At 57.0% G+C, this 24,955-nt stretch carries 22 protein-coding genes and 1 tRNA gene; 15 read left to right on the forward strand and 8 right to left on the reverse strand.

All coding sequences use genetic code 11. The features are described from left to right. Positions 1–4 precede the first annotated feature (4 nt). Together QMG40_RS02295 and QMG40_RS02300 are read right to left on the reverse strand one after the other, a co-directional pair. A complete protein-coding gene (locus QMG40_RS02295) occupies positions 5–532 on the reverse strand; it encodes a hypothetical protein (RefSeq protein WP_283527485.1) in 528 nt (175 codons plus the stop codon). After that, positions 529–1,092, reverse strand: a complete 564-nt coding sequence (locus QMG40_RS02300; RefSeq protein WP_283527486.1) for a DUF1648 domain-containing protein — start codon at positions 1,090–1,092, stop codon at positions 529–531. The genes QMG40_RS02295 and QMG40_RS02300 overlap by 4 nt, the downstream gene beginning before the upstream one ends. A 238-nt stretch (positions 1,093–1,330) precedes the next feature. Between QMG40_RS02300 and pepN the strand changes: the two genes are divergently transcribed. The 4 genes from pepN (at position 1,331) to QMG40_RS02320 (ending at position 5,856) form a co-directional block, all read left to right on the forward strand. Continuing rightward, positions 1,331–3,880, forward strand: a complete 2,550-nt coding sequence (gene pepN / locus QMG40_RS02305; protein WP_283527488.1) for an aminopeptidase N — start codon at positions 1,331–1,333, stop codon at positions 3,878–3,880. A 122-nt stretch (positions 3,881–4,002) separates the two neighbouring features. Continuing rightward, positions 4,003–4,485, forward strand: a complete 483-nt coding sequence (locus QMG40_RS02310; protein ID WP_283527489.1) for an OsmC family protein — start codon at positions 4,003–4,005, stop codon at positions 4,483–4,485. 97 nt (positions 4,486–4,582) lie between these two features. After that, a complete protein-coding gene (locus QMG40_RS02315; protein ID WP_283528588.1) occupies positions 4,583–5,212 on the forward strand; it encodes a mechanosensitive ion channel family protein in 630 nt (209 codons plus the stop codon). A 155-nt stretch (positions 5,213–5,367) separates the two neighbouring features. Next, a complete protein-coding gene (locus QMG40_RS02320; protein ID WP_459252953.1) occupies positions 5,368–5,856 on the forward strand; it encodes a globin in 489 nt (162 codons plus the stop codon). 60 nt (positions 5,857–5,916) lie between these two features. On the opposite strand, the gene QMG40_RS02325 is transcribed toward QMG40_RS02320, so the two are convergent. Continuing rightward, entirely contained in the window at positions 5,917–6,585 is a 669-nt protein-coding gene (locus QMG40_RS02325; RefSeq protein WP_283527490.1) for a hypothetical protein, read from the reverse strand. Then, positions 6,585–7,076 carry an acyl-CoA thioesterase gene (locus QMG40_RS02330; protein ID WP_283527492.1) on the reverse strand — a complete coding sequence of 164 codons (492 nt, stop codon included), beginning with the start codon at positions 7,074–7,076 and terminating at the stop codon, positions 6,585–6,587. Before QMG40_RS02330 ends, QMG40_RS02325 begins: the two co-directional genes overlap by 1 nt. A 136-nt stretch (positions 7,077–7,212) precedes the next feature. Between QMG40_RS02330 and QMG40_RS02335 the strand changes: the two genes are divergently transcribed. Next, positions 7,213–8,118, forward strand: coding sequence for an acyl-CoA thioesterase (locus QMG40_RS02335; protein WP_283527494.1), 906 nt, complete (start codon positions 7,213–7,215; stop codon positions 8,116–8,118). A gap of 120 nt (positions 8,119–8,238) precedes the next feature. On the opposite strand, the gene ettA is transcribed toward QMG40_RS02335, so the two are convergent. The 3 genes from ettA to QMG40_RS02350 form a co-directional block, all read right to left on the reverse strand. Beyond that, positions 8,239–9,921 carry an energy-dependent translational throttle protein EttA gene (gene ettA / locus QMG40_RS02340; protein ID WP_283527496.1) on the reverse strand — a complete coding sequence of 561 codons (1,683 nt, stop codon included), beginning with the start codon at positions 9,919–9,921 and terminating at the stop codon, positions 8,239–8,241. Between the two features lie 203 nt (positions 9,922–10,124). Further along, on the reverse strand, positions 10,125–10,640 hold the full coding sequence (locus QMG40_RS02345; RefSeq protein ID WP_283527498.1) for a DUF6993 domain-containing protein: 516 nt from the start codon (positions 10,638–10,640) through the stop codon (positions 10,125–10,127). Between the two features lie 56 nt (positions 10,641–10,696). Beyond that, the gene (locus QMG40_RS02350) at positions 10,697–11,347 is read right to left on the reverse strand and encodes a single-stranded DNA-binding protein (protein WP_283527500.1); all 651 of its coding nucleotides are present in this window, start codon (positions 11,345–11,347) and stop codon (positions 10,697–10,699) included. A gap of 184 nt (positions 11,348–11,531) precedes the next feature. Between QMG40_RS02350 and QMG40_RS02355 the strand changes: the two genes are divergently transcribed. From QMG40_RS02355 to QMG40_RS02390, 8 genes are all read left to right on the forward strand, one after another. After that, a tRNA-Arg gene (locus tag QMG40_RS02355) sits at positions 11,532–11,607 on the forward strand. 366 nt (positions 11,608–11,973) lie between these two features. Further along, on the forward strand, positions 11,974–13,470 hold the full coding sequence (locus tag QMG40_RS02360) for a type I restriction-modification system subunit M (protein WP_283527502.1): 1,497 nt from the start codon (positions 11,974–11,976) through the stop codon (positions 13,468–13,470). Continuing rightward, entirely contained in the window at positions 13,467–14,645 is a 1,179-nt protein-coding gene (locus QMG40_RS02365; protein WP_283527504.1) for a restriction endonuclease subunit S, read from the forward strand. The genes QMG40_RS02360 and QMG40_RS02365 overlap by 4 nt, the downstream gene beginning before the upstream one ends. Next, the gene (locus QMG40_RS02370) at positions 14,646–16,784 is read left to right on the forward strand and encodes a DUF262 and DUF1524 domain-containing protein (protein ID WP_283527506.1); all 2,139 of its coding nucleotides are present in this window, start codon (positions 14,646–14,648) and stop codon (positions 16,782–16,784) included. 82 nt (positions 16,785–16,866) lie between these two features. After that, the gene (locus tag QMG40_RS02375; protein ID WP_283527508.1) at positions 16,867–17,754 is read left to right on the forward strand and encodes a HipA domain-containing protein; all 888 of its coding nucleotides are present in this window, start codon (positions 16,867–16,869) and stop codon (positions 17,752–17,754) included. Then, positions 17,739–18,470: a hypothetical protein gene (locus QMG40_RS02380; RefSeq protein WP_283527510.1), complete on the forward strand. Its 732-nt coding sequence runs from the start codon at positions 17,739–17,741 to the stop codon at positions 18,468–18,470. The genes QMG40_RS02375 and QMG40_RS02380 overlap by 16 nt, the downstream gene beginning before the upstream one ends. Positions 18,471–18,650: 180 nt before the next feature. Next, entirely contained in the window at positions 18,651–22,034 is a 3,384-nt protein-coding gene (locus tag QMG40_RS02385) for a DEAD/DEAH box helicase family protein (protein ID WP_283528592.1), read from the forward strand. A gap of 15 nt (positions 22,035–22,049) precedes the next feature. Then, positions 22,050–22,751, forward strand: a complete 702-nt coding sequence (locus QMG40_RS02390; RefSeq protein ID WP_283527512.1) for a hypothetical protein — start codon at positions 22,050–22,052, stop codon at positions 22,749–22,751. A 477-nt stretch (positions 22,752–23,228) separates the two neighbouring features. Here the strand turns inward: QMG40_RS02390 and QMG40_RS02395 are convergent, their stop codons facing one another. Further along, on the reverse strand, positions 23,229–23,375 hold the full coding sequence (locus QMG40_RS02395; RefSeq protein ID WP_283527514.1) for a hypothetical protein: 147 nt from the start codon (positions 23,373–23,375) through the stop codon (positions 23,229–23,231). Positions 23,376–23,452: 77 nt separating this feature from the next. Here QMG40_RS02395 and QMG40_RS02400 point away from each other — a divergent pair, with 77 nt between their 5' ends. After that, positions 23,453–23,674, forward strand: a complete 222-nt coding sequence (locus QMG40_RS02400) for a helix-turn-helix domain-containing protein (RefSeq protein WP_283527517.1) — start codon at positions 23,453–23,455, stop codon at positions 23,672–23,674. Beyond that, positions 23,637–24,836, forward strand: a complete 1,200-nt coding sequence (locus tag QMG40_RS02405) for a tyrosine-type recombinase/integrase (protein WP_283527520.1) — start codon at positions 23,637–23,639, stop codon at positions 24,834–24,836. The genes QMG40_RS02400 and QMG40_RS02405 overlap by 38 nt, the downstream gene beginning before the upstream one ends. The last annotated feature ends 119 nt before the right edge of the window (positions 24,837–24,955 follow it).

Raw genomic sequence — 24,955 nt, forward strand, 5'->3', positions numbered from 1 at the left:
GGGACTAGCTTTTCACTGTTGTTGCGTGAACGTAACCATTGATAAGGGCTGCGGCTTTACCGGCTGTTTTCACGTCAGGCATAGAGATGACGAACTTCTGATGGAAACCCGCCTCTATCACCAGTGCCGGTCCGCTGGCCATAATGAAACCAACAGAGCCGCCATTGATCCGGTAACCCCACCCGCCATAGTCCAACGCTTTGATGTCCTCCACCGTTGCCCGCTTGATTTCATCCCACGGCAACGGCATGACTTTGTAAAAACCGGCGGCCAGCACCTTCACGCCGTCGGGCCCAATCATCGCCGTACCACGAGTGAATATCCAGATAACACCGCCCAGCACCGCACCCAACAAAGCCAACAACGGAAAAATGAAGAACAGGCCAACACCGGTGGCAGCCCCTATACCAAGACTTATGATGGGCCCCCAACGGGCCATTGATACTTTTACGGCCATGGTCTCACCCCGTACGGCGCTGTCTTGGCCAGCCACAGCCAGTGGGCCTGTCATTGCTACGACAGCCTCGTTCATAGCCAGAGCGTGCCGGTCAGGGCCCGCTCGGTTTCACCGGGCCGGTACAGCCAGATCGCAGCGGCTCCGGCTACAAAAGCCAGCCCCAATCCCCCTGCCATAACAGGTGCCGACAATGCGGGGGCGGATGGGTCTACAAGGTCAAGTTGTCCCGCCACGATAGCGGCCATCAGCGCCACCATGCCTGTGCCAAAGCCCACGCCAAAACCGACTCCGATGCGCGCTATGAGAAGGTTCTGGCTGCGGGTGGCGATCGCCAAGAATGAAATTCCAGAGCCGGTGCCTGCGGCCAGGGCTACTGTCATGGCAGCCATTGACCATAACGAGGAATGCCCGTCCACTTCATTTTTGCCATTCCAGTGTGTAGCCAGCTCAGTTGGCAACCGTTGCGCCACCATGAACATCCAAACAACCACCAAAACACCAGCAAGCAAGGGCCCGCCAATGACAGTAATAAGCCACCGCCGGTTGTAAACCCGCTCATCCTCAGCACTGCGTCCTTGTTGCCCCACGAAAACCCGTCTTTCACGATCCTGCATGAGCCGCAAAATTCTTGCCATCAACTCAAGAGTGCCCCGCTGCGGAAGTACCCACAACTCCATCGCGAAACAGTTCCTGCGGGCCGTCCTGTGGACAAGTTCAAGTGGGCCAGAGGAGACCCGAACCACATCCGGGCTCAATTGGTGACAGAATTGAGATAACGGTTGCCGGACAACGTTCCGGCGGCTGCAGCCCACGGTAATCCTGTGGGCCGCCCAATACATCCGAACTCAAACGGAAGGCATCACTTTGCCTGGTATGAACCTGACCCGCGCCGAAGCCATTGAACGCACGGCGACCCTAAGCGTCAAAAGCTACGACGTCACACTTGATTTAACCGCTTCAGATACTACTTTCCCCTCCACAACCGTGGTGAGATTTAGCGCGAAGGAGGGTTCGTCGTCGTTCATTGATGCGGTAACCGCCGCCGTGCACCGGGTGACATTGAACGGTGTGGACCAAGACCTTGCTGAGGTGTCCGACGGCGTACGCATCCAACTGCCGAATCTGGCCGCCGAGAATGAACTGACAGTGGTCGCTGACGCCCGCTTCATGAATACCGGCGAGGGCCTGCACCGCTTCGTTGACCCCGTGGACGGTGAGGTGTACCTGTACAGCCAGTTCGAGGTGCCAGATAGCCGGCGCATGTTTGCCGTGTTCGAGCAGCCAGATCAGAAGGCTACTTTCACCTTCCACGTCACGGCCCCCGCGCACTGGGACGTCATCTCCAACTCCCCCACCCCGGCCCCGGAGAGTGCTGGCGAAGGCAAAGCCAGCTGGCACTTCGAGCCCACGTTGACGATGTCCAGCTACATCACTGCACTCATTGCCGGCCCTTATGAATCTGTTCGCAGCGAGCTGACAAGCTCCGATGGCCGCGTGGTGCCGCTGGGCGTGTTTGCCCGTAAATCTCTCATGGAATATCTTGACGCCGAGAACGTTTTTGAGCTGACCCGGCAAGGCTTTGAGTACTTTGAAAAGCAGTTCGGTGTCCCTTACCCGTTCCCAAAGTATGACCAGCTGTTCGTGCCAGAGTTCAACGCCGGCGCTATGGAGAATGCCGGGGCCGTAACGTTCTTGGAAAGCTACGTGTTCCGGTCCAAGGTCACCGACGCCATGGTTGAACGCCGCGCCATCACCATCCTGCACGAGCTGGCCCACATGTGGTTCGGCGATCTTGTGACAATGCGCTGGTGGAACGATCTCTGGCTCAATGAATCATTCGCCGAGTTCATGTCCACATTGGCCGCCGCCGAGAACACAAAGTACGTGGACTCCTGGACCACCTTCTCCTCCCTGGAAAAGAGCTGGGCGTACCGTCAGGACCAGCTCCCGTCCACACACCCCATCAAGGCCGAGATCAACGACCTTGAAGACGTACTGGTCAACTTTGACGGCATCACCTACGCCAAGGGTGCCTCGGTACTGCGCCAGTTGGTTGCCTGGGTAGGCCAAGAGGAATTCATGGCAGGGGTGCGCGCCTACTTTGCCAAGCACGCCTGGTCCAACACGGAGCTGCCCGATCTCATGGTGGAGCTTGAGGCTGCCAGCGGTCGCGATCTATCAGTGTGGACGCAAAAGTGGCTTGAAACAGCGGGTGTCAACACGCTCAAGGCCGCCCTTGATGTGGCGGATGACGGCACGATCACCAGCTTCTCCATTGTGCAGTCCGCTGTGGCCGAGCATCCCACGTTGCGCCCGCACCGCATGGCGGTTGGCTTCTATAATCTGGCGCAGGAGGGCGAAGACGCTGGCAAACTGGTACGCACGCACCGCGTGGAACTAGATGTTGACGGAGCCGTTACACACGTGCCGGAACTGGTGGGTATGCAGCGTCCGGCATTGATACTGCTCAATGATGACGATCTGGCTTACGCCAAGATCCGTCTCGACCCAGCCTCACTTGCCACTGCTAAGACGCATTTGAAGGACTTCAAAGAGTCACTGCCCCGCACCCTGGTTTCGGCATCTGCATGGGATGCTGCACGGGATGGCGAAACACCAGCGCGTGAATACGTCCAGTTTGTGCTGGACACCATTGGATACGAGACTGACTCCTCAGTGGTGATGGTGCTGCTGCGCCAGTTGGCTACGGCATTGGCATTCTATGTTGCCCCCGAGCACCAAAAGCGGGCAGCTGTTGCTGCTGCGGATTCCTTGTGGGGCCTGGCTCAGTGCGCTCAGGCTGGCTCGGATGCGCAGCTGCAGTTCGTGAAAGCGTTTGCCTCCCATGCCCAGTCCGCTGAGCAGTTGGACCTTGTCCAGGGTTTGCTTGATGGGAGTGCCACGCTAGAGGACCTGACCATCGACACCGATATTCGTTGGGAATTCCTCATTTCACTGGTGGCCGGTGGCCGCGCCGATGCCGATGCTATCGAGGCTGCCCAGGCACTGGATAACACTCAGACCGGTCAGTTGGCGGCAGCCACCGCACACGCGGCCATCCCCACGGCCCAGGCGAAGGCTGCGACCTGGGAGGCTGTTGTTGTTGACGGTGTGGGCGCCAATGCTGTGCAACGCGCAGCCATTACTGGTTTCAGCAAAGTATGGGACACGGCATTGCTTGAGCCGTATGTGGAGAAGTACTTTGCCGCGATTCAGCGCGTGTGGGAAGAGTCCTCATATGAGACTTCTTCAACCATCATCACCGGCCTGTACCCCTCGCAGCTGGTTTCCCAGCACACCCTGGATGCCACCGACGCGTTCTTGGCGCAGCTGGGCACAGGCACGCCTGCGCTGCACCGCCTGTTGGTGGAAAGCCGGGACACAGTAGTACGGGCACTACGGGCCCAGGCGGCGGACAAGTAACACCTGGTTCGACTCCTGCGCACCGTGCGGAGGGCTAGTGCCGCAGCGATGGCTGTGGCGGCACGGCCAACCCGTACCGTGCGCAGGAGTCGAACTGACGTGTTCTGCTTTAGACTGCAGCCATGGCCTTGAACCAGCACCACTACGAGATCAACGTCAATTGGACCGGAAATTTGGGTTCCGGTACCTCCGGCTATAAGAAGTATGGCCGTGATCACACAATCACGGCCATTGGGCTGCCAGTCCTGCTGGGCTCAGCCGATAAGACGTTTCATGGCGATAGTGATAGATGGAATCCGGAACAACTCCTTGTCACAGCCTTAGCACAGTGTCATATGCTCTCTTACCTTCATGTGGCCGTCCTCCATGGCGTAGTTGTGACCAAGTACGAAGACCGGGCCACAGGCACGCTTGTCATGACCCCCGACGGCAACGGCCACTTCGAATCAGTGACGCTGCACCCCCGGATCTATGTTGCCGATCCGGCAACTGAACAACTAGCCCTCTCGCTGCACGCCGAAGCCGCATCAAAGTGCTTCATTGCCCGCAGCGTAAACTTTCCTGTCAACCATGATCCCGGTCTGCTAACCGCAACGCAGGACTAGCTCAAACTGGTCTGCGCGCTAGGGTTGAGAAGTAAGGTCCACCTTCCACCACGAACTACCAAAGGGTACAGCGCGCGTGCAATCAACCAAGTTATTCATCGGCTCTGACGGTACTATCCTGGAGCGTCTGGCCCTTGCCGGTATCACGGCCGCCGTTGGCATACTGGTGTGGTTGGTACTTCACTACCTAATCCGCATTGTGGTGAAACGAGCCATGGCGGAGCGCACATACCTACAGCACCGGTCCCTGCGTTGGGCCGGTCCCATGCTGCGCAACATTGATCCTATGATCCGTGCCTTGGATAATGAACGTCGCGGCCAGCGGGCCCGCACCATCGGCTCGTTGTTGAACTCAGTGCTAACCACAGTGGTTTGTGTCGTCACTGGTTTCTATATTTTGATCGCCTTTGAAATCAACATCGCCCCGCTGCTGGCAAGCGTAGGGGTGTTGGGCATTGCCATTGGTTTTGGTTGCCAACAGCTCATCCGCGATTTTCTCGCCGGCATCTTCATCACCATCGAGGATCAATACGGTATTGGCGATGTGATTGAAACAAGTGAAGTGGTTGGCTCAGTTGAATATCTAGGGTTGCGCATCACCCGTGTCAGAGCAGAGAACGGCACCCTGTGGTATATCCGCAACGGCGAAATCATGCGTTTAGGCAACCGTTCCAAAGGCAACTACCGTCCGGTCCAGGAAGACCCTGCCGGCCCGGGCACGAACTAAATTACCGATTCCATAAACTAGAAAGCACTCTCAACGCCATGAGCACCGAGCATAACCCTACTTCTCCTTTCGCCAACGGCCCCGCCGAGAATGACGCCGCGGAGGGCACCCCCATTCCCTCACGTTTTGGGGAACCGTTGGCCCGCATGCTGCCGATTCCAACCACGAGGGGCCGGCAGCTGCCATCCACAACCGGGCCAGCTGCCTCCCACTCGGTCGTGAGCGGGGAAGAGGCCGAACCCGCGGATTACTCTGACACGTTCTATGGGCAAATCGGTGGTCACGAGACATTCAAGAAAATGATTCACGTGTTTTACCAAGGCATTGCCGCAGATCCACTGCTGCGCGCCATGTATGCGGAGGAGGACTTGGGCCCGGCAGAGCACCGGATGCTGATGTTCATGGAACAGTATTGGGGCGGTCCGCGGACGTACTTGGAAGAACGCGGCCACCCGAGGCTGCGCATGCGTCACGTTCCATTCGCGGTAACCCCGGAGGCCCGAGACCGTTGGCTGGCAGCCATGCGCAAGGGCGTCGATGCCGTGCAGCTCTCTCCCATGCATGAGGCCACCCTCTGGGATTATCTCGAGCGCGCAGCACACTCACTTGTCAACGCTGCGTCAGAGCCGGCACAGAAGCTCTAGAAGCTCTTCTGGCAATGGCTGAGGCTTCCACCAACCGCCGCCATGTAATAGCCGTTGGGCTCAGAGGAACGCCGTGGGGCGGATCAGAATATGACCACGGTTTGTACTGACGCGCAGCCACTTGTGAGAGCGGTAAATGATGCCGTTTTCTCCGGGAGCCACGAATCCCAGGGCGTACGCGGCGAATGCGGCTCCGCCAGGTACATCGCCTGGGAGGCCTTCCATCGGCCGGCCCCAGACCGATGCGCGGATATTGTTGACCAACATGGCGCCCGGGTTGACCGGGATGATCTGGCCAATTTCCTGAACCCCCGCCTTGGCTACCTCGATCAGATTGTCAGTTGAGACCGTGCCAAGCTCCTCCCATGCACCGCGTGGTGCACTGACACCTGCCCATGACTCATTGACGCTAATGGGCGGCACGGGCAGCCGAAGATCATTTGTATCCATGCGTGCCAGGCGATCCGCCACAGAGGAAAGCGACACCGTCACATCAATGTCCGACGGCGTCCCCAACCTCATGGTGCGCAGGCCCAGAACCGTTGGGGTACCTTCGCCCAGGAGCTTGCCTCGCATAACACATACATACGCCGCAAGTACGTTCCCGGCCCCCTGAAGCCGAATAGCGCCGTCGTCCGCTGTACGGGCGCGCGCCACAAAGGTGCGTAAATCCGCCAGCGTTCCAGCGTCTTCCAGTAGCAGTTCGTCGGTGTTAGTGGTGGTGGACATCAGATACTTCCTTCAACAAGTGCGGGGTTGCTTGGGCGTGCCGGGCTGCGTTTGAACGGGACGGGGTCCCCGCGCCACGCCTCTAATGCAGTGCGCTGTTGGTCGGTGAGGCGCACTGGACGCCCGGTACTACGCGAGACCAAAACCATGGAAGTGGCAGCTTGTGCGTAAATCACCGAAGAGTCAGGTTCCGTGATGATGTAGCCGAAGTCAAAGCTGGAGCCGCCAACGTGTGTGACCCAAATTTGTACCACGATGGGTTGCGGCCGGAAACTGATGGGTGCAAGGTACTCAATTTCATTTCGCCCCACCAGCGTGAATAAATCCGTGCCAATAAGGTCTTGGAAAGTGCCGCCGTCGGGAAGTTCCGTGTAAGTCAGCTGGACGCGCGCATCCTCAAGATACTGCAAATAAACCACATTGTTGACGTGACCATAGGAATCAATGTCGCCGAAACGGATTTGCTGTGAGAGATCAATACCAGATGCCATGCTTTCATCATGCCAAAGCCGCCCAGGCGCCACCAATCGAAGTCGGCAAGGTCACAGTATTGCGGCTGAAAATGGCTGTATCTACACCGGGGAGTCCATTTGTCGCAAGGACCTGCGGACGCATAGAGTCACGTTTATGAATTCGATGCCAACCAACACCGACCCCATGGAATCACTCCTGCGCATTCTGGAGCTTTCCGATGCTGGCGGAGCCCAAACAGATGAAGATATTTTTGTGGGGCGCGGCGATAAGACCGCACCACAACCGCGGCTTTTTGGTGGCCAGGTGTTGGCTCAGTCATTGGTTGCAGCAACCCGCACGGTGGAGAGCGATCATCTTGTGCACTCGATGCACGGCTATTTCTTGCGCCCCGGCGACGCCTCCTCAGCCCTAACTTTTGGTGTGCAGCGGCTGCGTGATGGACGCTCATTTTCAGCGCGGCGTACCCATGCCTACCAAGGTGGTGTGCCGATCCTGTCCATGATCGCCTCCTTCCAGCGCCCCGACAGCGGTATGGAGCATCAGGAACCCATGCCGGAAGGGATTCCTGCGCCTGAGACACTTCCAACAACAGCTGAACTCCTGGGTGGCATCGATCACCCTGTGGCAAGGGCGTGGGCCTATGAACGGCCTTTCGATATTCGCCATGTGGGCTCTGACATTTATTTTGATGTCAAGGGCGAGCATGTGGCACATCAGGCAGTGTGGCTAAAAACGCTCGGCCCGATGCCAACGGACCAGAATTTACACCGGGCCGCTCTTGCTTATGCCAGCGATTACACTTTGCTTGAGCCTTCATTGCGCCGCCACGGAATCAGCTGGGTAACCCGGGGTATCAGCATTGCCAGTCTTGATCACGCCATGTGGTGGCACCGCCCGCTGCAGGTTGACGACTGGCTGCTCTATGTTGCCCAATCCCCCAGCGCCTCCGAGTCACGTGGACTGAACTTTGGCCGTTTTTACAACCGCGACGGCGTACTTGTCGCCTCAGTTGCTCAGGAGGGCATGCTGCGAATCCCCGAAGGAACACCAAAGGAATAAGTCTGCGGCTGAGAGATGTTAGGCAACAAATAATGGCCGGTCCCAGTGGGGCCGGCCATTATTGTTGCGCCATGCGTGAGCCACGCTCACGCATGGTCGGCGCTAGTCGCGTGTGAGGCGCTAGTCGCGTGTGAGACGGCGGTGCGTCACGCGGTGCGGACGTGCCGCATCGGCGCCAAGACGCTCAACCTTGTTTTCCTCGTAGGAGTCGTAGTTACCTTCAAACCAGTGCCAGTTGGCCGGGTTCTCATTGGTGCCTTCATAGGCAAGGATGTGAGTCGCGACCCGGTCAAGGAACCAGCGATCGTGCGATACCACTACGGCGCAGCCCGGGAATTCAAGCAAAGCGTTTTCAAGGCTGCTAAGAGTTTCCACGTCAAGGTCGTTAGTGGGCTCATCCAAGAGCAAAAGGTTGCCACCCTGTTTCAGGGTCAGCGCCAAGTTCAGCCGGTTGCGCTCACCACCGGAGAGCACACCTGCCTTCTTCTGCTGATCCGGACCCTTGAAGCCGAATGCGGCAACGTAGGCCCGAGAAGGCATCTCTACCTGTCCAACCTGGATGAAGTCCAGTCCATCGGAGACAACTTCCCAGAGTGTTTTATCTGGGTCGATGCCGCCACGGCTCTGGTCAGCGTAGGAAATCTTGACGGAGTCGCCCACCTTGAGCTTGCCGCCATCCAGCTCTTCAAGGCCAACGATGGTCTTAAAGAGCGTTGACTTACCCACACCGTTCGGGCCAATGACCCCAACGATGCCGTTGCGCGGCAGTGTAAAGGAAAGGCCATCGATCAAAACGCGATCGCCGTAACCCTTTTTTAGGTTTTCTGCTTCGAGCACGATTCCACCCAAACGCGGGCCTGGTGGAATCTGAATCTCTTCAAAGTCGAGCTTGCGGGTACGATCTGCCTCGGCAGCCATTTCCTCGTAGCGTGCAAGACGCGCCTTGGACTTGGTCTGGCGACCCTTGGCATTGGAGCGAACCCAATCGAGTTCCTCGGTGAGGCGCTTGGCCTGTTTGGCGTCCTTCTTACCTTGGACTTCCAGGCGGGCGCGCTTCTTCTCCAGGTACGTGGAGTAGTTGCCCTCGTAGGGGTACAGCTTGCCGCGGTCCACTTCGGCGATCCATTCGGCGACGTGATCCAGGAAGTACCTATCGTGAGTCACGGCTAGGACTGCGCCAGCGTAGTTCTTCAAGTGCAACTCCAACCACTGGACGCTTTCGGCATCGAGGTGGTTAGTGGGCTCATCAAGGAGCAATAGGTCAGGTTTCTGCAACAGCAATTTGCACAAGGCAACACGGCGGCGCTCACCACCAGAAAGTACTGTGACGTCGGCATCTCCAGGCGGGCACTGCAATGCGTCCATGGCCTGCTCAAGCTGGGAGTCAATGTCCCAGGCGTCGGCAGTGTCAATGGCTTCCTGCAGCTTGCCCATCTCTTCGAGCAGAGTGTCAAAGTCAGCGTCGGGGCTGGCCATTTCCTCAGAGATCTCGTTGTAACGGGTGATCTTCGCGTAGATTTCACCAACGCCTTCTTGGACGTTTCCAAGAACAGTCTTTTCCTCGTTGAGCGGCGGCTCCTGGAGCAAAATGCCCACAGTGTAGCCAGGGCTCAGGCGAGCCTCACCATTGGAAGGTGTATCCAAGCCGGCCATGATCTTCAAGATGGTGGACTTGCCAGCACCGTTAGGCCCAACAACACCGATCTTGGCGCCGGGATAAAAAGACATGCTTACGTTGTCAAGAATGAGTTTGTCGCCAACAGCCTTACGGGTGTTGGACATTGTATAAATAAATTCCGCCATAGTCCCAAGGTTAGTGGGTGCAAGCGGATATCCCACATTCCTCTACGGCTAAGTGAGGAACCCGGCATTGGAACTACGTTTGGAAGCCTGTAGTTGACGCCTCATTGCGCGCTTTGGGTAGCTGGTTTCTTCCCGCAGTAGCGCTCTATAGCAGTACCTCGCTAGTAGGGATATCTCCTTAGTAGCGGATTTCCGGCATAGAGCTAGTGGGCGTCGCCAACGAAGCAGCGTCCAGATGCCAAGACGGGAAGTATTGTCACTGCAACGTTGCCGTCGCGTACCTGGCCAACCACACATTCCTCTCCCACCGGGGCTGCTGACTCTATGGCATCAACGGCAAGTCCCGTTGGGGTGATGTCGATGGACAGTTCAACTTTGTCTTTTTCCGCACCGGCTTCGAGCATGGCGGACATCATTTGGTCCCGGTTTGGCGACTTTGTAACGCCAGCAAGCTCAGTGAGAGAGTCTCTTATCCTGGTGGCGAGCTCTTGCGCTGCAGTTGGAGGTTCCGTGGGTTCCATTTCCGCCTCACTGGAGTTCTTGGCCGCAGCTGTAGTGGGGCTTCCCTGAACCGAACCGGAATCAGCGGGCCCAGTGGGCAGTAAGGAACACCCTCCTAGAGCCAGTGCCACGACTAACAGAACTGCGGCTCCAAAAGAACGAGCCCTAATGCTGTGCAGCGCAGACTGATCACGGGATGTCATCTTTTCCAAAGTCACTTGACCAGTCTGCCATGACGGTCAGGACTTGTCTGTTGCGCATGAGGAGTTCAGAATTAGAAAGGCGCGGCAGTCTTTAGAATCTCACCGGTTTGATGATCTGCCCGTTCGCCGTCGTTCAGACCAGAATCGTCCTCGGGCCCAGTGTCGTCGTCTTCACCATCTTGATCATGGGCGTGAATCGCGGCTGCAACTGCCGCGAACCCATGGAGCTGGTCGGCTTCGCCGTCGGTATCATCATCGGCGTCATCGTAGGTTTGGTCTTCATCATTTCCCACTACAGAAAGGTGCGTCCCCGCCGCAGCGTTGGACTCTTGTGCAAATCCATTCTCTCCGGCAGGATGCGCGCTTGCCATGCGCCTGAAAAGGGCAGTCCCAAATTGCAGGTCCGGACCCACACTCTCCGCATCTATTTCGACACTGGTCCCGTGCGTGCCGTCTTTACGAAGGAAAGACTTGATGTTGAGCTTGCCCATGACCATAATGCGGTCGCCCTTGTGGATACTGGAAACGGCATTCTGCGCCAACGATCGAAAAACGTTTATCCGATACCAATTTGTGCGACCGTCAACCCACAACTTGGTGATCGGATCTTGGCGCCGCTCGGTTGAACCGATCCGGAAGTTTCCAATAACCAGCCCAGTAGTAGTGTTTCGCATCTCAAATTCGGAACTTACAAACCCTCTAATGCTGACATGATTAGCCATTGCTCTGCCTTTCGTTGAGCCGCAGCTGCGGCGGTGTTCACTTGGATCAAGCAAACGCCTGCGTGACCGCATCCGGAAGTGGGCAAGACCCGAATGTGGACGAACCGTTGGGTGATGGCACCGGTGGAGGAAGAGATAATGCAATAAACCTGATAATTTAGATGCGGTCCCTCTATAGGGCCATGCCTCGGTAGCTCAGCGGATAGAGCAGGAGCCTTCTAATCTCTTGGTCGTGGGTTCAATTCCCGCCCGGGGCACCAAAAGGGCCTCTGACCTGCGGATATGTTCCGCAGGTCAGAGGCATTTAGTGCGAAAAATGGCCAACTCCCCCTTTACTCCCCCAATTCAGACAAATTTTCTTCAGAAATCACTCCCCCTTTTCAGCACCTCAGTGGCTGGTTTACCCCTCGGTCACCTCGTCTGGCGTCGATCACCGGATACGGTAGGGATGCTACGGAGCTCGGCATAGCGAGAGCACAGGACGCTGGCTACCGGACGTCGACGAGCACTTGTGTCATTCCGGCCCAGTTGGGCTCCAGCGATTTCCGACAACAGGAGTAGCGCACCAAACACGCGGCAGAATCGACCGGCCCAGCCAGTAAGGTTTCCGGCGCTAAACTCGATTGGTGATCACAGGTGAAATTAAGTCCCAGGTAGACAAGGTTTGGAACACGTTCTGGACCGGCGGCATCTCCAACCCCATCGAGATTATTGAACAGGTCACGTATCTGCTCTTCTTGAAGCGGCTGGATGAAGCCCAGACCCGAGCCGAGAAGCAGGCGCTACGTACGGGGAAACAAGCCCACAACCTGCCGTTCCCGTTGGGCAATGACCATTTGGGCCGTCCGTGGAGTGATCTGCGCTGGAAAAATTTCCAGGACCTGTCCAAGGACCAGATGTTCAAACTGTTCACTGACCGCATGTTCACGTTCCTGCGCGAGGACCTGCACACGCAGTCCAACGGCGAGGCCTCCAGCTACGCCAGGCATCTTGAAGGCGCCCGCTTCACCATCCCCACCGCGAATGTACTCGGCACCGTGGTTGACGTCATTTCCGCCATGGACATGTCGGGCAAGGACACCAAGGGCGACCTCTACGAGTACATGCTCTCCAAGCTCTCCACGGCAGGCACCAATGGACAGTTCCGCACGCCTCGCCACATCATCGACCTGATGGTCCAGATGCAGGCGCCCCAGCCGCTCGAGGTAATCTGCGACCCTGCATCCGGCACGTGCGGCTTCCTGGTCCAGGCCTCCGAGTACCTGCGCGATAACAACGAAACGCTGCTGACCAACTCGGAGACGGCAAAGTTCTACCACAACGAACAGTTTCACGCCTTCGACTTCGACAACACCATGCTCCGCATTGGCGCCATGAACCTTCTCCAGCACGGCGTGGAAAACCCCGAGGTCACCTACCGGGACTCCCTGGCCAACCTCCACGAAACAGAGGAAGAAAAATACGATCTCATCCTCGCCAATCCCCCGTTCGCTGGCAGCCTCGATTACGACAACGTCGCCAAAGACCTCCTCAGCATCGTCAAGACCAAGAAGACGGAGCTTCTGTTCCTGGCACTCTTCCTGCGCCTGCTCAAGCCCGGTGGACGCGCAGCGGTGATCGTCCCGGACGGCGTGCTGTTCGGCTCCACCAAGGCGCATAAGGAACTGCGCAAGCTGATCGTCGACGGCCACCGCCTCGATGCCGTCGTGAAGCTCCCCTCCGGCGTCTTCAAGCCCTATGCCGGAGTCTCAACCGCCATCCTGTTCTTCACCAAGACCAACGCCGGTGGCACGGAGAATATCTGGTTCTACGACGTCAAGAGCGACGGTTTCTCCCTCGACGACAAGCGCACACCCCTCGCAACTTCCGATCTTGAGGATGTCTTCTCCCGTTGGATGACACGTTCGACGACGGAACTCACCCGGGCTCGAACCGACCAGTCCTTCTGCGTCCCCCGCTCCGAGATCGAAGCCAACGACTACGACCTTTCCCTCAACCGCTACAAGGAAATCGAGTACGACGAGGTGAACCACAAGTCCCCCGAAGAAATCCTCGGCGCCCTCGACGAACTGGAAGCTTCCATTTTGATCGGCATGTCAGAACTTCGGGAGCTGTTGAAGTGACAGTTGTGAAGCTCGGAGAGATCTGCAAAGTTGAGTCCGGTGGCACACCGAGCCGCGGCACCCAGTCCAACTTCAACGGTGACATTCCGTGGGTCAAAATCGGCGACATGCTTCAGGGAACTGTCCTTACAACGACAGAATCCATCACCGAGACAGGGTTGGCCACTAGCTCGGCAAAAATTTGGCCAGCTGGGACCCTACTAATTTCTATCTTCGCGACCATTGGCCGTACGGCAGTTCTTGGTATTCCAGCAGCAAGTAACCAAGCCATCGCCGGGCTTCAGCTTGACCATGATCGCGTACAAACCAACTATCTACGCCATTTCCTCGATGCGTCGACCTCCGCATTCGAAGCGACCAGCCGTGGGATAGCCCAGAACAACATCAACATGTCGATACTCAGAGAATGGCCCATTCCCCTCCCGCCTCTCCCTGAGCAGCGCCGAATCGCGACCATCCTGGACAAGGCCGACCGTCTCCGCACCCAGCGCCGCGAAGCCCTCGCCCACCTCGACGCCCTGACCCGGTCGATCTTCGACGACATGTTTGGCGACCCCGTTTCGAATGAGCTTGGCTGGCCAAAAGCCCCGATGTCGGCTCTGTTGTCATCTATCGAAAGCGGCAGAAGCCCAGTCTGTCTCGCTCGACCTGCTACAGACGGTGAATGGGGAGTCCTGAAGCTAGGTGCAATCTCAACTCAATCTTGGCTTCCTAACCACAACAAGGCACTTGCTGACAGCCAACCAGATCCCCGACTTGAGGTGAAGGCAGGAGACGTCTTGTTCTCAAGAAAGAACACCCCTGACCTTGTCGCGGCAGTGTGCCTTGTTAACCGGACTCCACCAAGATTGCTGCTTCCAGATCTAATCTTCCGACTTTGCATCAGCGATCCTGACACGGTTAGCAATGTCTATCTGGCATCAGTCCTTCAGCATGTAAACCAACGAGGCGAGATTCAGGCTCTAGCTTCTGGATCAGCCCAATCCATGGTTAATATCTCCAAAGCCAAAGTCATGACAATAAGCATCCCTGTACCGCCACCGGAACTGCAGCAGACCTTCGCAAGGCGAGTGGCCGGCGTCGACCGCTTGAAGGAAAAGCACCGCACCCAGCTGGGGGAACTGGACACCCTTTTCGCGTCCCTGCAACACCGCGCATTTAGAGGAGAACTGTAGATGAAAGCGTCCGAAGCCCAACTGCTTGAAATGCTGCGTCAGGCGCAACAATTTGAGATTCCGCTGTACCAACGTCAGTACTCGTGGACCACTGAGGAATGCCAAACGCTGTGGGATGACGTTGCACGAGCTGGAGCCAGCGATCACATCAATGCCCACTTCATCGGCTCGGTTGTGCATATCAGCAAGGGCCAAAGCAATCTCACTTCGCATGAGCCGCTGCTGGTCATCGATGGACAACAACGGCTCACTTCGACAACTTTGTTCCTCAAGGCGCTGGCGCTGGCAATCAAGAAATTCCCCGTTGAATCCCAAGAGCCGGCAGACGGGTTTTCACCCACCAAGATCGCAAAACGATACTTGATCAATGACGACGAAGTCGATCACCGCAGGTACAAACTCGTCCTCACGCAGACGGACAAGGACACTTTGTGCGCACTGGTCGACGACAACCCAATGCCTAACGAAGTCTCCATCCGCATCCACGAAAATTTCACGTGGTTCGTGGAGAAGCTGGAAAACTATACCGCTAAGGGCAAAGACTTGGCCGTCATTTGCCACGGCCTGCAGAAGCTGATGGTGGTGGACATCGCTCTCAACCGAGACCAAGAAAACCCGCAGTTGATCTTCGAGTCGATGAATTCGACTGGGAAGGAACTCAGCCAAGCGGACCTGATCCGCAATTATGTGCTGATGGGACTTGAACCAGGGCTGCAGTCGAAACTGTACAAAAACTACTGGCGGCCCATGGAGATGGCATTCGGCCAGGAGGCATACACAGAGCAGTTTGACCCCTTCGTACGTCACTATTTGACGATTAAGTCCAATAGCATTCCCAAGAAGAACGCCATCTATGAGGCGTTCAAAACCTATGCGAAGTCTGTACTGCCTGATGATCCTCAGGAAGCAGACGCCGCTTTGGAGGACTTACTCTCTGATGTGCGCTCCCATGCGGAGTACTACTGCGCTATTGCACTTGGGGCGGAGAAGGACCCTGCGTTGCAATCCGTGTTCCACGATATTGCATCACTCAAGGTGGATGTAGCCTACCCTGTACTCTTGGAACTGTACGCAGACTATGACCAGTACAACCTGCTCAGTAAGCAACAGCTGATCGACGCAGCTAGGGCCATCGAGTCCTACGTTTTCCGCAGGGCCGTCTGCTCCATCCCTACCAACTCCCTCAACCTGACATTTGCTCGGATGATGAAGCAGGTAGACAAGAGCCGGTATTCGGATAGCTTTGTGGCTTCGCTAGGCCTACAGAAGAGCTATAAGCGTTTTCCTAGTGATGAGGAATTTGTCCAACAGCTTCAGATCAACGATTCCTACCACTTCCAACGCCGACTGTACCTGCTCCGCAAGTTGGAAAACCATGGCCGCAAGGAACCCATCAGCATCGCCGACTACACCATTGAGCATGTTATGCCGCAGAACCCGAATCTTCCTGAGTCATGGCAGGCTGAGCTCGGCCCCAACTGGTCAGACGTCCGGACCAAGTGGCTTCACACCATAGGAAACTTGACGCTAACTGGCTACAACTCCGAGTACAGCGACAAGAGTTTCTCGGCCAAGATGTCCATGGAAGGTGGGTTCAAGTCCAGCCCGCTCAAACTAAATGAGTCTGTTCGCTCTGCATCAGTGTGGGATGAGAACGCTATCGTCAGCAGGGCGCAGGTTCTGGCTCAGCTTGCACTTAAAATCTGGGTAAAACCGGCCGTCGCTCCGGACCTGATTGTCGAGGAAGGTACTCCCAAAAGACCCAAATACACCGTGGACGACCACCCGGGGCTTACATCCGGACCCTGGGCTCATCTCTACAATGCTCTACGAGAAGAAGTGCTAGCCCTCGACCCAACCGTGGCAGAAGAGTTCACCAAGAACTGGGCAAACTTTGTCATGGACGAGGCTTTCGTGGATGCTTTCCCCATGGCTAAAGGACTTGCAGTCCAAGTGAAGATTGATAGCCACCTACTTGATGATCCTCATGGGCTGTGCAGGGACATTAGCAAGCTCGGCCACTGGGGAATCGGAAACTTCAGAATGATGGTCAAGGATGAGTTCTCATTGCCACAGGTTTTAGGAATTGTCCGCCAGGCATTCGAGACACGGCTAGATGAATCCGGGTCAGCCGAATAATTTACCCGAGATAATCCTTGAATCTCAGTGATTGGATATAGGTGCAAGGAGTATTCATCCCCTCTCCTAGAAAGGCTGCCTAATGTCAGCTTCTCCACTACCCGTCATCGATCTAAGTTCATGGCGCAGGGCTGACGACGAGCCGCTTGGAGAAACCGACAAGCGTTGGTTCGTGGATCCATGCACGAGCCAACGCTGGCTCTACAAGCCCAACCGTCAGAATCGAAGTCAGGACGAAGGCTCCTGCGAAGCCGCTACAAGCCGGATAGCGAATTTACTGGGCATTCCGGCGGCCTCCGTTGAGTTGGCGCGGTATGCCGAAACTACTGGGTGCATCTCTCGAAATGTGATCCTCGACCCAACCCATGAGATGGAAGAAGCCGCGTCCTATCTTGTTGAGTTTACAAAGAACTTTGATCCAAGAGACAAGCAGTCACGCGGACACAGCCTCGCCACGATCCGCGCGCTACTTGAGCAGATCCAGGGCCCTATTGGTTACGATCCCACACTGTCGGCCGCAGATTGGTTTTCCGGCTACTTGTTATTCGATGCCCTCATCGGGAACACAGACCGGCACAGCCAGAACTGGGCCGTCGAAACTACTCAGACCGGCGAATTGCACCTCGCGCCATCATTTGACCACGCAACAAGCCTTGGCATCAGCAATCGCGGTGACAAACGGGATCGACTACTTGAGTCACCAAAGCTGATCCCTGACTTTGCAGCCCAGGCTACCGCGCATAGGTTTGAATCTGGCAAGACCGTCAGTTTGGTAGACTTTGCCTGCAGTTTTCTGGCCGGATGCTCACCCCAGGCTCAAGAACATTGGCGCCACCGGATCAATGACTTTCCGGCAGCCGAAGCCATAGAAGCGCTTACCTCCTCTAGAATGTCACTACCTGCAACTAGTCTTGCAACCAATATCATTCAGTCCAACTTGGAAAGGCTTCGTCAATGTCTCAGCTACTGATGCATGAGCCACGCTGGACACAGCAGACAGATGACCGCGGGTTGCTGGTCACTTGGCAGAACCCGAACACTCGTCGCTACATCCTTTTGGGACGCCTCGGCATGAACGAGTCTGGCTCCTACGAGTTCAAGTATTTTGCCTCCGTCGAGGACAACAAGGATTTCCGCCCCATTCCAGGCTTCCGTGATCCAAAATCAACCTATACATCCACAGTGATGTTCCCATTTTTCTCGGGCAGGCTGATGGGTTCCAAGCGCCCAGATCGTCCAGAGTGGCTAAGCAATATGGGGTTAAACGCTGATGCAGCACCCTTCGAAATTCTTGGCCGCTCATTTGGACACCGTGTTGCAGACACCTATGAATTATTCCGTGAACCTGACCTTGACCTGACTGCCAAAACAGTTGCATTCGTTGTCCCCGTACATGGTCTACGGCACCAGGATGCGGCTGTTATGAATTCTGTGAATGCCGGCGAGTTCACTGAGGGATCCCAGCTGAAAGTCGTGCCCGAGCAGGAAAATCTGTTCGATCGGCGCGCGCGCCAACTTCTGACCACTACTGATCAGCGCCTGGGTTACGTCCCTGCACCAGTTCTGGATTACTTGGCGCTGCTGGGATTTGAGTCCGCACCTGCGACGGCAGCTATTGAACATATCAATCCAGAACACGTTGGTCATCACTTGCGGGTCATCGTCAAAGTCACCTGGCACGTTTGAGATTCAAACACCGCAGCAACAGTGAACTGACGCACCCACGCAAGCTGTCCGGCATCGTAATTCAGGGCAAATGGGCGCCGTACCGTCAAAGAGCGGCTTGCACTCCGGTTCTGTCACTGCTGCATGATTCAATGAGTCAAGCAAACAATTGTTGATACGAATGGAGCAGTCTTGGGGGAAGTGCAAAGCAATTTCGCTTTCATGTCGGCGCAGTGGCCGGACCTGGCGCAGCGGGCCCGCAAGGCCGAGCAGTTTGCCTGGATAGATCCACGCGTGTCCATGATGTATGCCCGCCACACGGCCGAGCACATTGTGGACTGGATTTACGAGCATGAATCCGCCATCCCGTACCCGTATCAGCGGGACTTCAATGGCCTGCTGAACCAGCTCGAATTCAAAGCGCTGGTGGGCAGCACCGTCACCAGCAAACTCAACGCGATCCGCAAGGCCGGCAACAACGCCGTCCACGGCAAGTCTGATCCTTCTCCCCAAAACTCGCAGTTCGCCGTGGCTGAGCTCTTCCATGTTTGCTATTGGCTTGCCCGCACCTACACGATCGACGCTGCGAACCTGCCGGCAACCGGCATGGCGTTCGATCTCGAACTGCTCAAGCCGAAGCTGAAGACTCCGGCACTTGCTCCTTCTTCCATGGAAGCCGTGGCAAAGCTCGCTGATGAGCTTGCCGCAAAGGACAAGGAACTCGCTGAAGCCCGTGCCGCGTCCACGTCACTGGAACACCAGCTCGCGGAGGCCCTGGCCCAGGTTGCGGCGGCCAAGCAGCGCAACCAGGCTACCCCGGACGTGCACAACTATGACGAGGCACTGACCCGCGCCTACCTCATTGACCAGGACCTGCACGACGCCGGATGGCCGCTGACGCAGGATGAGGACCGTGAGTATCCGGTCACCGGGATGCCCAGTTCCAGCGGGGTCGGCTATGTCGATTATGTGCTGTGGGGTGCCGATGGGCTGCCGCTGGCCCTGGTTGAGGCAAAGCGTTCCACCAAGGATCCGCTGGTGGGCAAGCAGCAGGCCAAGCTGTACGCCGACTGCCTCGAGCAAAAGTTCGGCCGCCGCCCGGTCATCTACTACAGCAACGGCTACAAGACATGGATCTGGGACGATGCCCTGTACGGCGACCGCCCCGCCCAGGGGTTCCACACCCGTGACCAGCTGGAACTGATGGTCGCGCGTCGAACCACGCGCCGCCACCTTGCCGGCGAGCCGATCGACAACGACATTGTGGAACGCAACTACCAGCACAGTGCCATCCGCGCGGTGACGGAAAGCTTCGAGGCCTCGTCCCGAAAAGCCCTTGTTGTGATGGCGACGGGAACCGGGAAGACGAGGACCGCCGTCGCACTGTCCAAGTTGCTCATGGACGCAAACTGGGCCAAGCGCATCCTGTTCCTTGCCGACCGGGTATCCCTGGTCCAGCAGGCGGCGAGGGCCTTCAAAACCCACCTTCCCGGCAGCGCACCGGCGATCCTGGGGCGCGACAACGACACCGACAGCCGCATCAACTTGGCCACCTACCCGACCATCATGAACATGATTTCCGGCAGTGCGCGGGGCGCAGATGGTCAGCCGTCGTTCGGGATTGGACACTACGACCTGATCATTGTCGATGAGGCGCACCGCTCGATCTACCAAAAGTACCGGGCTATTTTCGACTACTTTGACTCGCTGCTGCTGGGCCTGACCGCCACGCCGCAGGCCGACGTGGACCGCAACACCTACTCAATGTTCGACATTGAAGACAACGTCCCCACCTTCGCCTACGAGCTGGACGAGGCAATCGAGGCCGGCTATCTCGTGCCGCCCCGTGTTGTGCCGGTGCCACTGAAGTTCCCCTACGAAGGCATCCGCTACGACGATCTGAGCGAAGCAGAAAAGGAGCAGTGGGACGAACTCGAATGGGACGAGGAAGGTGAGATCCCCGATGCTGTGGACCCCGCCGTCGTTAACAGCTGGCTGTTCAACACCGACACCGTGAACAAGGCGCTTGAAGTGCTGATGACGCGCGGGCACAAGGTGGCCGGCGGCGACAGGCTGGGCAAGACCATCATCTTCGCCAAGAACAACGACCACGCGAACTTCATTGCCCGCCAGTTCGACAAGAACTACCCTCATCTGAAAGGGCACTTCGCCCGCGTTATCACGTACCAGGAGACGTATGCGGAGAGTCTGATCGATTCCTTTAGCCGCACTGAAGACAACCCGCACATTGCCGTGTCGGTAGACATGCTGGACACCGGCATTGACGTACCGGAAGTCGTCAACCTGGTGTTCTTCAAGATGGTGCGCTCCAAGACGAAATTCTGGCAGATGCTGGGGCGCGGCACGCGTCTGCGCCCCGACCTTTACGGTCCCGGCCAGGACAAACAGGACTTCTTTATCTTCGACCTCTGCCGCAACGCCGAGTATTTCAACGCCGGACTTCCCGGGAACGAGGGCTCGGTGGGCAAGTCACTCTCCGAGGCGACATTCGCCACGAGGGCCAATCTGCTGGTGGCTTCCCGGGCTGCTGGGCTGGGGTCTCTGTCCCTCGTCACGGACCTGGTGCAGGGGCTTTCCGGGCAAGTTTCCTTGTTGCCTGCTGCTAACTTCCTGGTTAAGCCGCACCGGCAGGCTGTTGAGAAATATTCGACGCCGGAGGGCTGGGATGGTTTGTCCGATGAGGACGTGGCCGGACTGGAAACCGGTTTAGCCAAAGTTGCCGGACAGGGATCCCCTGCCGAGAAGGAAGAAGCGAAACGCTTTGACCTGATCGTGCTCAATGCCCAGCTGGCATCCCTGGTGGATCCCGGCGCCGTGGACACATACCGCAAGAAGATCCAAGACATCGCCGCGGCTCTGGCCGACCAGCCCAACAACCCAGCCATTTCACCGGTGCTGGTCCTGCTGGAACAAATAGCCGACGACAACGAGTGGCAGTCCGTCTCCCTGGAGTGGCTCGAATCGATCCGGCGAAACTTGCGCGGGCTGGTCCACTTGATCGAGAAGAAGCGCCGCAACGTGGTCTACACCAACTTTGAAGACGAACTGGGCGAACTGGTGGAGATCCAGCTCGACGGCGTCCACTCAGGCGTGAACAACTTTGACCGCTACCGCCAGAAGGCGCAGATGTACCTGCGCTCCCACCTGGACCTAGCCACACTGCAGCGCCTGCGCCGCAACAAGCCACTGACTCCGATGGACCTCTCTGAACTGGAACGCATCCTTGAGGAAAGCGGCGCCGGCACGCAGGAGGACCTCGCACGGGCCCGCACCGAGGGCCTGGCCCACTTTGTCCGTTCGCTGGTGGGGCTGGAACGCACAGCCATTGAGGAAGCCCTGTCCGAGTTCATTGCTGGCGCAACCCTTAACGCCGCACAGCTGGACTTCCTGGCTGTGCTGACCACACAGTTGTCCGAGAACGGCTCGGTGGATATCGGCGCGCTCTACGACTCCCCCTACAGCGAACTGGCGCCCACCGGGGCGGATGAGTTGTTTGGAGACGCCACGTTTGACCGGCTTGAGCTAGTGCTGAAGTCGTTTGATGAAGGGCTAAAGGTGAGCTGATTGGTGTTGCTGCCAATGGAAGATGTGGCCGATTTTTCAGGCCTGCTCGTGTCTATAACCCCCAATCGAGCCCGTGGAATCTACGACGAAGACACTTTTTCAGATTCCATCTTCGATACCGTCAAAGAGTATTTCAACTCGCGTGGCATACAACTACTTAGGGGGTACCGTCCTGGCATAGGTGCTGCTGTGGGACCTTCAAAGTTTTTAGAATGGCTGCTTCGATCTATACCTATGGTCGGCAAGCTCCTGATGGCAGGTTTCAGCCTCGGACGACTTGTTAATCAAAAAATCATATCCTACCGCAAAAAGAAACTACGGCCGTTTGAACCAACAATCGGAATTCATCTGGATATTTGGCCAAGATCTGGACTGAGAAGTCGCACGGATTCAGGAGATTTAGCCGACACGCTTCTTCAACTGCCAATGCTTGCTTCGAAAATCTCTCACAGTCATCACAACATATTGGCGACATTCCTCCTGACCAGCAACGGCAATCAAATCCAGCTCCCACCAGTACGTGTCGATGCTGATGTCTGCAGCGAGGCCACTATGGTTCGGCTAGCAACTGTGATTGCCAAAGGTATGGCCTCACCCACCCCGTATACCCACTACATCGTGACTAAGCGTTGGGGCATTCGGCCAAAGATCTCTCGTTACCGAGATAGCAGTGCCGCCTTCCATACAGTATTCCTGTTCCCCGATGGTCCTGCATGACCCCGTTACCGCACAATCTAAATTGATCAGGTAACTACGGAGCCATTTGTTAGCGGCGTCGTGGGGTACCAAACTATATTCGCGAGCTTGGTATGTTGACTCTTGATCCGCCGGAGTTTGGTAGTCAAGGGAAACATGGACGCCAAGTTAGGCCACTGACCCCTCTAACACGATCTCAATGGTATCTCTTTCGGTCTTGAGCACTCTGTCCGGAATGAGCTCCAGTTCATTGGGCGCGGGGAGTAGATCTTTGCCGAGGTCCCAGACATCGCTGAGTCAATGGCTGCCACAGTCTTCGATAACACAATGACGGCTCCCCCAATTGAGCCGCATCGACGATTCCAAAAGGCTGCTAAGGCAAACCTCATTCTTGAACTCAGACCTCGTAGCGCAGCCTTCAACCTGAATTCAAAACCGTACTATGCTCCGACGATGGAACAAATATCAAGAATCCTTCACGCGTCTGGCACCCAAGGTCTAACCCGTGGCGGGAAGTCCCATGGGAAGCCATGTTGTGCGCGGCCCGAGCTTCAATGACTCTGTGATGTTCAGCGTAAAAGTATCCGGCAGATCTTCTGTCACCGAGCTGTAGCGCTGGGTGAGATGACCGCCGTCGTTCTTCACGATGGCAACGACGGTCAGGTAGTTTCAGAGTCTTTGCACCATGGAAGGGGAACGTCCATGTTGAACAGGAGCATCTGATGAGTGAGCAAACTAGCCACGTCCCGTCCACCGCAGCAATCGCTGAGGAATGGCTGACCCCACGGGACATCTGCAAGGAACTGCAAATTCCGGAGCAGACCTTCTACCAGTGGCGCGTCAAGCACCTTGGTCCACGAGCGCACCGGATTGGCCGGCACCTGCGCATCAGCCGGAGCGACCTGAATGAGTGGCTCGCAACGACGGAAGATCACTTTGCCTAGAGCGCGCCTGCCGTTGGGCACCTGGGGTCAGATCACCCGCATGCAGCTCAAACCCAAGATTTGGCGTGCCCGCGCCAAGTTCCGTTCCTTCGACGGCGTCGTCCGCAGGTACGAAGCCTGGGGAGCCTCTGGGCCAAAGGCTGAAGCGGCTCTGATTCACAAGCTCACGCTGCTTGTCCCCGTGAACGAGGATGAGATCCGTCCGGAGATGCAGCTGCGCGAGCTGTCACGGATTTGGTGGGCTGAATTTGAAGACCTTGGCAGGGCCGCCAACACCAGTAAACGGTACCGGGAGCTCCTTGACACTCACATCCTGCCGGGGACAGGTGAGCTCACCATTAGGGAAGCCAACGTCAATTCCTTGGACAGGTTCCTCAAGACCATCCGAACCAATAGCGGACCCACGACCGCAAAGATGTGCAAGTCCATCCTTTCCGGAATGCTCAGCCTGGCGACGCGGCACGGCGCCATCAGTACCAATCCACTAAGGGACGTTGCAAAAATCCCCATTGTCACCAAGGAAGTCCGAGCACTGACGCTCGACGAAGTTATCGCCCTGCGCAGGGGCGTGTATGCGTGGCAGCAACCCACTGGGCGCCCCAACGGACTGCACGAGAAGGACATCCTGGACGTCGTCGACATCATGCTGGCCACCGGTGCCCGCATCGGCGAGGCAATGGCCATCCGGTGGACCGATGTAGATCTCGAGGCCGAAAAGCCAACTGTGACGATCAATGGGACGGTCATCAAAGTCAAGGGCTTGAGTGGTCTGCAAATTCAGGACCACCCAAAGAGTTCTAACTCGCGGCAGAGATACTTTCTACCTTCTTTTGCGGTTGACATGCTCCGCCGGCGCCAGGCCGATACTGCACGGACGAATGACCTTGGCCTTGTCTTTGCTTCCAGCGTGGGGACGATTCGTGACCCGAATGGCTTCCGGAAGCAATGGCGCGAGGTCCGAGAGGCCCTCGGCTACGACTGGGTCACGCCGCACACGTTCCGCAAGTCCGTTGGTACGATCCTCGCCAACACCCAGGGCATCGCCGCCGCGACGGCTCAGCTCGGCCACTCAAGCGAAAAGATCACCAGCAAGCACTACGTTCAGAAAACGCATGAGGCGCCAGACAACAGCGAGGTACTTCAGGCGTTCGGTGACAGGTGAGGTGAAGTCCGACAATGCGGCTCTTCGTAATTAGGCATGGTTGGCGGCCACCGCCCGTACCGGACCAAACCCGCCAACCATGCCTAATTACGAAGAGCCCATAAAATGGCCACTAGGCT

The organism is Arthrobacter antibioticus (assembly GCF_030063205.1).
Lineage (GTDB): Bacteria > Actinomycetota > Actinomycetes > Actinomycetales > Micrococcaceae > Specibacter.